The 4,653-nt window shown below is 72.0% G+C and carries 5 protein-coding genes; all 5 read left to right on the top strand.

Annotation, left to right across the window (positions count from 1 at the left end; genetic code table 11):
- The first annotated feature begins 294 nt into the window (after positions 1-294).
- Positions 295-1,107 carry a lysophospholipid acyltransferase family protein gene (locus N798_RS15705; protein ID WP_035950359.1) on the top strand — a complete coding sequence of 271 codons (813 nt, stop codon included), beginning with the start codon at positions 295-297 and terminating at the stop codon, positions 1,105-1,107.
- Positions 1,082-2,296: a MacS family sensor histidine kinase gene (gene macS, locus N798_RS15700; RefSeq protein WP_188450490.1), complete on the top strand. Its 1,215-nt coding sequence runs from the start codon at positions 1,082-1,084 to the stop codon at positions 2,294-2,296. Before N798_RS15705 ends, macS begins: the two co-directional genes overlap by 26 nt.
- On the top strand, positions 2,293-3,027 hold the full coding sequence (locus N798_RS15695) for a response regulator (protein ID WP_229708870.1): 735 nt from the start codon (positions 2,293-2,295) through the stop codon (positions 3,025-3,027). Before macS ends, N798_RS15695 begins: the two co-directional genes overlap by 4 nt.
- Positions 3,028-3,119: 92 nt before the next feature.
- Entirely contained in the window at positions 3,120-4,475 is a 1,356-nt protein-coding gene (locus N798_RS15690) for a class II 3-deoxy-7-phosphoheptulonate synthase (RefSeq protein WP_035950357.1), read from the top strand.
- A 2-nt stretch (positions 4,476-4,477) separates the two neighbouring features.
- Positions 4,478-4,653, top strand: a 176-nt coding sequence (locus tag N798_RS17935; RefSeq protein WP_232222673.1) for a beta-eliminating lyase-related protein, incomplete at its 3' end; no start/stop codon positions are given.

The following is a 4,653-nucleotide window of genomic DNA, read 5'->3' as shown; positions in this document are numbered from 1 at the left end:
CGACCGGCGGGGCCGGCGGGGTGGCCCGCGGGGTCGGGGCGGCGGGCGACGGCGACTCCGGCGGAGCGTCCGCCGCCTCGTCCCATCGGGCGACGATCGCGTCGAACTCCGCGTCGATGTCACGGTCGTTCATGGCTGCCTCACGGTGTCTCGGGCGGTCAGGAGAATCGTGCCACGTCACGCGTCGACCGTGACCGGGAACGCCATCGGCAACGCGTCCCGGCTCCGCTTTAGTCCGCCGGGCGGCGGCTGCCCGTGCACTAGAGTCGTCCCGAATCGAGGGAAGGGACGTTGGTGTTCTACTGGGTGCTCAAGACGGTGTTCCTGGGACCGATCCTTCGGATCCTGTTCCGGCCGTGGGTCGAGGGTGAGGAGAACATCCCCGAGACCGGTGGCGCCATCTTCGCGAGCAACCACCTCTCCTTCTCCGACTCGATCTTCCTGCCGCTCGTCGTGCCGCGGCGGATGACCTTCCTCGCCAAGGCCGACTACTTCACCGGCGTCGGCCTCAAGGGGCGCCTCACGGCTGCGTTCTTCAAGGGCGTCGGCCAGGTGCCGGTCGACCGCTCGGGTGGGAAGGCGAGCGAGGCCGCCCTCAGCTCCGGCCTGCGCATCCTGCGCCGTGGCGAGCTGCTCGGTCTCTATCCCGAGGGCACCCGGTCGCCCGACGGCCGCCTCTACAAGGGCAAGACCGGCGTCGCCCGGATGGCGCTCGAAGCCGGTGTCCCGGTCATCCCCGTCGCGATGATCGACACCGACAAGGCGCAGCCGACCGGCAAGGTCATCCCCAAGGTCATGCGCGTCGGCGTGCGGATCGGCAAGCCGCTCGACTTCTCCCGCTACAAGGGCATGGAGGACGACCGCTTCGTCCTGCGCTCGATCACCGACGAGGTGATGTATGCGCTCATGGAGCTCTCGGGCCAGGAGTACGTCGACATGTATGCCGGCTCGATGAAGGACCGGATCACGCGCGCCAAGCGGATCCTGCAGCGCGAGCAGGCCGAGGCCGAGAAGCCCGGCCGGGCCGTCGACGAGCTCGAGCGCGAGCTCGACGCCGCCGAGGACGGCGACGGGACCCGTGGTGCCGACGAGCAGCGTGCCGGCTGACCCGGGACCGCGTCGGGGGGCGCTCTTCGGGGTGACGCGCACCTCGGTGCGCACCGGGCGTGCCGAGCCGGTCATCGTCGAGGCGTTCTCCCGCGGGCTCGACGTCTTCCGCCCGGCGGCGGCCCTGTATGCAGGCATCCTCGTCTGGAACCGTCACGAGACGATGCCTCGACCCTGGGTGGCGTTCACCGTCATCGCGGTCCTCATGGGCTTCAGCCTGCTGCTCCTCGTCTACCGGCGACGCACGACATGGCTGCTCGGCGTCGAGGTGGCGCTCGCCGTCGGCGGCATCTTCGCCACGCTGCTCGCCGACCGCCCCGAGGACGTCGTCGGCGGCACCCTGACCCTGCCCACGTTCTGGGCGGCGGGGTGCGTCGTCGGCGCCGCCGTCCTGCACGGCCGCAAGGGCGGGCTCGTCGTGGCGGGGATCATCGCGGCCGCTGACCTCATCGAGATTCGCACCCCGAACGGTGGCACCTGGCACAACATCTTCCTGCTCTTCCTGCTCGGCGGCCTCATCGGGCTCGCGGTCGACCTCGGTCGCGCCGGGCTCCACCGCTACGAGCAGGTCGTCGCCGAGCGCGAGCGGCTGCGCGAGCGGGAGCGCCTCGCCCGGGTCGTCCACGACGGCGTCCTCCAGACCCTCGCCTTCATCCACCGACGAGGCGACGAGATGGGCGGACAGGGGGCCGAGCTCGGTGCGCTCGCCGCCGACCAGGAGCGTGCCCTGCGACGTCTCGTGGCCCAGGACGTCGTCGGGCCGCGGCTCGCCGCGTCCGTCGAGGGCGAGATCCGTCGCGACCTTCGCCTCCTCCTCGGCGCGCACGAGGGGGAGCGGGTGAGCGTCTCGCTGCCCGGTGGCCCGGTGCCGCTCGAGCAGGACCGCGCCGAGGAGCTCGATGCCGCCGTCTCCGCCGCACTCGACAACGTGAGCCGCCACGCGGGCGACGACGCACGGGCCTGGCTGCTCCTCGAGGACCACGGCGACACCGTGACGGTCACAGTGCGCGACAACGGGGTCGGCGCCGAGCCTGCCCACCTGCTGTCGGCGTCCGAACGCGGACGCCTCGGCGTGAGCCAGTCGATCGTCGCGCGCGTGCGCGACCTCGGCGGCACCACCGACGTCATCACCCGACCCGGTGCCGGCTGCCGGGTCGTCATCACCGTGCCGCGCAAGGAGCCTGCATGAGCGACCATCCCACCTCCGCCCCCGCGGCCGAGGACGTGACGACTGCGGGCGGCGACGCCGCCGCCCGGCGGACGACGGTCCTCGTCGCCGACGACCACCCGCTGTGGCTCGGTGCCCTCGAGCGCGACCTCGCCCAGGCCGGGCTCGACGTCGTGGCCACGGCCGCCGACGGCCCGTCGACGGTGCGCCGGGCCCGGGCCACCCGTCCCGACGTCCTCGTCCTCGACCTCAACCTCCCCGGGCTGCGCGGCGACGAGGTCTGCCGCGCCCTCGGGGACCTCGAGACGCGCGTGCTCATCCTCTCGGCCAGCGGCGAGCAGCTCGACGTGCTCGCCGCGATCAAGGCGGGCGCGACCGGCTACCTCGTGAAGTCCGCCTCGGGCCAGGAGATCGTCGACGCCGTCGCCGCGACCGCCCGCGGTGAGGCCGTCTTCACGCCGGGGCTCGCCGGCCTCGTCCTCGGCGAGTTCCGACGGATGGCGGCCGGCGGGCCCGAGGAGGAGTCCGCCCCCGCACCCAGCAACCGGCCGATCCCCGAGCTCACCGACCGCGAGACCGAGGTGCTCCGACTCGTGGCGACGGGCATGTCCTACAAGGAGATCGCGGCCGAGCTCGTCCTCTCGCACCGCACCGTCCAGAACCACGTGCAGAACACGCTCGGCAAGCTCCACCTGCACAACCGGGTCGAGCTCGTCCGCTTCGCACTCGCCCGGGGCCTCGAGGACGCCTGACCGGGCTGGGAGGTGCGGCGGCAGCACGACCGCGGCTGACCGGCATACGGGCGCCGCAGGTCACCTGACGAGACGCGCCTATCCTTGGTCGCGTGAGCACGACCACCGGCCCCGACCTCAGCACGCTCCTCGAGTCGACGCCCGACCTGCCCGCTGCGCAGCAGCCGGTGTGGCCGGACGCGTCCGCGCTCGAGACGGCCGTCACCGAGCTCTCGACCTATCCGCCGCTCGTGTTCGCCGGCGAGTGCGACGTGCTGCGCGACCGGATGGCCGCGGCGAGCCGCGGTGAGGCGTTCGTCCTCCAGGGCGGCGACTGCGCCGAGACCTTCGCCGGCGCGACCGCCGACAACATCAAGAACCGGATCAAGACGATCCTCCAGATGGCCGCCGTCCTCACCTACGGCGCGTCGGTCCCGGTCGTCAAGGTCGGGCGCATGGCGGGCCAGTTCGCCAAGCCGCGCAGCAGCAACACCGAGACGCGCGAGGGCGTGACCCTGCCGGCCTACCGCGGCGACATGGTCAACGACTTCGAGTTCACGCCGGAGGCGCGCCACCCCGACCCGCAGCGCCTCGTGCGGGCCTACCACGCGAGCAGCGCGACGCTCAACCTCGTGCGAGCCTTCACGACCGGTGGCTTCGCCGACCTGCGCCACGTCCACGACTGGAACCGCGGCTTCGTCGCCAACGCCGCCAACCAGCGCTACGAGAAGCTGGCCCGCGACATCGACAAGGCGATGAAGTTCATGGCCGCCTGTGGCGCCGACTTCGAGGCGATGCGGACGACCGAGTTCTTCGCCGCGCACGAGGCGCTCATCCTCGACTACGAGCGTCCGCTCACGCGCGTCGACTCGCGCACCGGCGACCTCTACGACACCTCCGGCCACTTCATCTGGATCGGTGAGCGGACCCGTGACCTCGGCGGCGCCCACCTCGACTTCGTCAGTCGGATCCACAACCCCATCGGCGTCAAGGTCTCGGCGCAGGCCCAGGTCGACGACCTGCTGCGGATCATCGACCTCGTCGACCCCGACCGCACGCCCGGCCGCCTCACCTTCATCACCCGCATGGGTGCCGGGCAGGTCCGCGAGGCGCTCGCGCCCGTCGTCGAGAAGGTCACCGCCAGCGGCGCGGCGGTCACGTGGATCTGCGACCCCATGCACGGCAACACCTTCGAGTCGGCGTCCGGCTACAAGACGCGCGACTTCGAGGACGTCGTCGAGGAGGTGCGCGGCTTCTTCGAGGTCCACCAGTCGCTCGGGACCGTCCCCGGCGGGCTCCACGTCGAGCTCACCGGCAACGACGTCACCGAGTGCCTCGGGGGCTCCGAGAAGATCCTCGACGCCGACCTCAACAAGCGCTACGAGACCGTGTGCGACCCGAGGCTCAACCACCAGCAGAGTCTCGAGCTCGCGTTCCTCGTCGCCGAGATGCTCAGCCGCGAGCCGTGAGCATGGCCGTGGCGTCCGCAGCGGAGCTCGGTATGCCGCGTCGCTGGGTCGCGGACCTGCTCTCGGACACGTTGACCCAGCCGACACAGGCGATGCGCACCGCGATGGCGCAGGCCCCCGTGGGCGACGACGTCTTCGGCGAGGACCCGACGGTCGCCGCCCTCGAGTCTCGCGTGGC

This window comes from Knoellia flava TL1, from assembly GCF_000768675.1.
In the GTDB taxonomy this organism is placed as follows: domain Bacteria; phylum Actinomycetota; class Actinomycetes; order Actinomycetales; family Dermatophilaceae; genus Knoellia; species Knoellia flava.
The sequence above is the reverse complement of the archived record's forward strand: the minus strand, read 5'-3'. Positions and strand labels throughout refer to the sequence as shown.

What these genes read in the sequence shown, in the direction of transcription:
- N798_RS15695 (WP_229708870.1), top strand. Translation starts at nt 2,293, where the DNA reads ATGAGCGACCATCCCACCTCCGCCCCCGCGGCCGAGGACGTGACGACT.